At 45.1% G+C, this 1,032-nt stretch carries 1 protein-coding gene; it reads left to right on the forward strand.

Features of this window, described 5'->3' with window-relative positions:
- On the forward strand, positions 1-1,032 hold a 1,032-nt coding region (locus CZ809_RS20770; protein WP_080159327.1), incomplete at its 5' end, for an S-(hydroxymethyl)glutathione dehydrogenase/class III alcohol dehydrogenase.

Below are 1,032 nucleotides of genomic sequence, written 5' to 3' on the forward strand. Positions count from 1 at the left end.
GAAGTATTAGTTCGCATCGTTGCAACTGGCGTATGTCACACTGATGCATTCACATTATCTGGCGACGATCCAGAAGGTATCTTCCCTGCGATCCTTGGTCACGAAGGTGGCGGTATCGTTGAAATGATCGGTGAAGGCGTAACAAGTGTTGAAGTTGGCGATCACGTTATCCCTCTTTACACTGCTGAGTGTGGCAAATGTAAATACTGCCTATCTGGTAAAACTAACCTTTGTCAGGCTGTACGTGAAACCCAAGGTAAAGGCTTAATGCCAGACGGCACCACGCGTTTCTACAAAGACGGTCAGCCTATCTTCCATTACATGGGTTGCTCTACTTTCTCTGAGTACACTGTACTTCCAGAAATCTCTTTAGCTAAAATCAGCAAAGAAGCACCACTTGAAGAAGTCTGTCTTCTTGGTTGTGGCGTAACTACAGGTATGGGCGCAGTACTTAACACGGCTAAAGTTAAAGAAGGCGACACTATCGCTGTGTTTGGTCTTGGTGGTATCGGTCTTGCAGCTATCATCGGTGGTACTATGGCTAAAGCTAGCCGTATTATTGCGATTGATATCAATGAAAGTAAGTTCGATCTAGCAATGAAACTAGGTGCAACTGAATGTATTAACCCAATGAAATTCGACAAGCCAATTCAAGAAGTGATTGTTGAATTGACTGACGGCGGTGTTGATTACTCTTTTGAGTGTATCGGTAACGTCAACGTGATGCGCTCAGCGCTTGAGTGTTGTCACAAAGGTTGGGGCGAATCAGTGATCATCGGTGTTGCTGGTGCAGGTCAAGAGATCTCTACCCGTCCATTCCAACTAGTGACTGGTCGTGTATGGCGTGGTTCTGCATTTGGTGGCGTTAAAGGCCGTTCAGAGCTTCCAGGTATCGTTGACCGTTACATGGCGGGTGAATTCAAACTTGATGATTTCATCTCATTTAACATGGGCCTAGACGACATCAACAAGTCATTTGACCTACTACATGAAGGTAAGAGTATCCGTACGGTTATTCACTTCGATAAGTAA

The organism is Photobacterium piscicola (genome assembly GCF_900166965.1).
Classification (GTDB): Bacteria; Pseudomonadota; Gammaproteobacteria; order Enterobacterales; family Vibrionaceae; genus Photobacterium; species Photobacterium piscicola.